The following is a 900-nucleotide window of genomic DNA, read 5'->3' as shown; positions in this document are numbered from 1 at the left end:
AAAATCAATCGGCTTTGGTGGTGCGATTTCCCATTCTTTGTACCAATCGACAATAACAGAGCCATCGGCATCAAGAATCACCCCTTGAACAGCGCCAAGTTGCATATTTTCCCATGTCAATTCTATTTCAGAAATCAGTTTCTTTTGTTTTCTGGCAATATATTTCATTGCTGTCTCTAACTGATCTTCTGTCCCAAATTCACGCCGGTTTTGGATTTCTTCTGATTTTACGGTATCACTTTTGGCAATCCGTGTTGTTTTGAAAAACCGAAGATTACGACCCTCTCTATCACCTTCTGCCAAAGGTGCGCCACGTTCACTGGTTTGAATAAGCGAAAATGTATTATCACGCCGTTCAATACCAACCACTGTGGTACTGGTTTCAACTTCTTCAAAGAGATTAAGAGAACTTACAAGACCAGGTTGAAACTCATAGTTTTCGATGGCTTTCATCATTGTGATGCTTGAGAAAGCATCATGTTTAAAAAAATTCATATCCATGTGTGCATTCTCCTATCGCAATAGAATGTTGTTATGGTCTTCGAGAGACTGAATGGCAGCACTTTTTTGTTCATCCGTGATGGCATCTGGCCATAGCAGTTCAGAAGCTTTTACAGTGCATAAGCGTGCTGTAATCACGGCACGTTGATCTGCTTCAGAGGCATCAACAGTAGCAAAAGAAATCCCTGCCGGTGTTTGACTGCCATCTGCTGCTGCTGGATTAAGGGGGACATAGTGTTCCGTTGCGGTTATCTTTCCCATGACAGTTCCCGCTTCAATGAATGCTCCTGATGCAAACACCACTTCTTCGTTTGACATATCGGGGTCGTAGGGTCCAAGATAAGCGCCATTGCGTACGTCGTCATAAATAATATTCGTCATTTCACTGCCCTCCAAGCT

Annotated in this window: 2 protein-coding genes; both read right to left on the bottom strand. The window is 42.8% G+C overall.

The genetic code is table 11. The features are described from left to right. Nucleotides 1-501: major capsid protein (locus tag ACFIJL_RS09655; protein WP_375624500.1), on the bottom strand; the 501-nt coding region annotated here is incomplete at its 3' end. 12 nt (nucleotides 502-513) lie between these two features. Next, nucleotides 514-882 carry a head decoration protein gene (locus ACFIJL_RS09650; protein ID WP_375624502.1) on the bottom strand — a complete coding sequence of 123 codons (369 nt, stop codon included), beginning with the start codon at nucleotides 880-882 and terminating at the stop codon, nucleotides 514-516. Nucleotides 883-900: the final 18 nt, after the last annotated feature.

This window comes from Bartonella sp. TT119HLJHH, from assembly GCF_042193385.1.
GTDB lineage: Bacteria > Pseudomonadota > Alphaproteobacteria > Rhizobiales > Rhizobiaceae > Bartonella.
Note: the sequence above shows the minus strand (reverse complement) of the source record. Positions and strands in the feature narration are given on the sequence as shown.

Excerpts from the sequence above, each read along its gene's own strand:
- ACFIJL_RS09650 (WP_375624502.1), bottom strand. The coding sequence starts at position 882 with ATGACGAATATTATTTATGACGACGTACGCAATGGCGCTTATCTTGGA.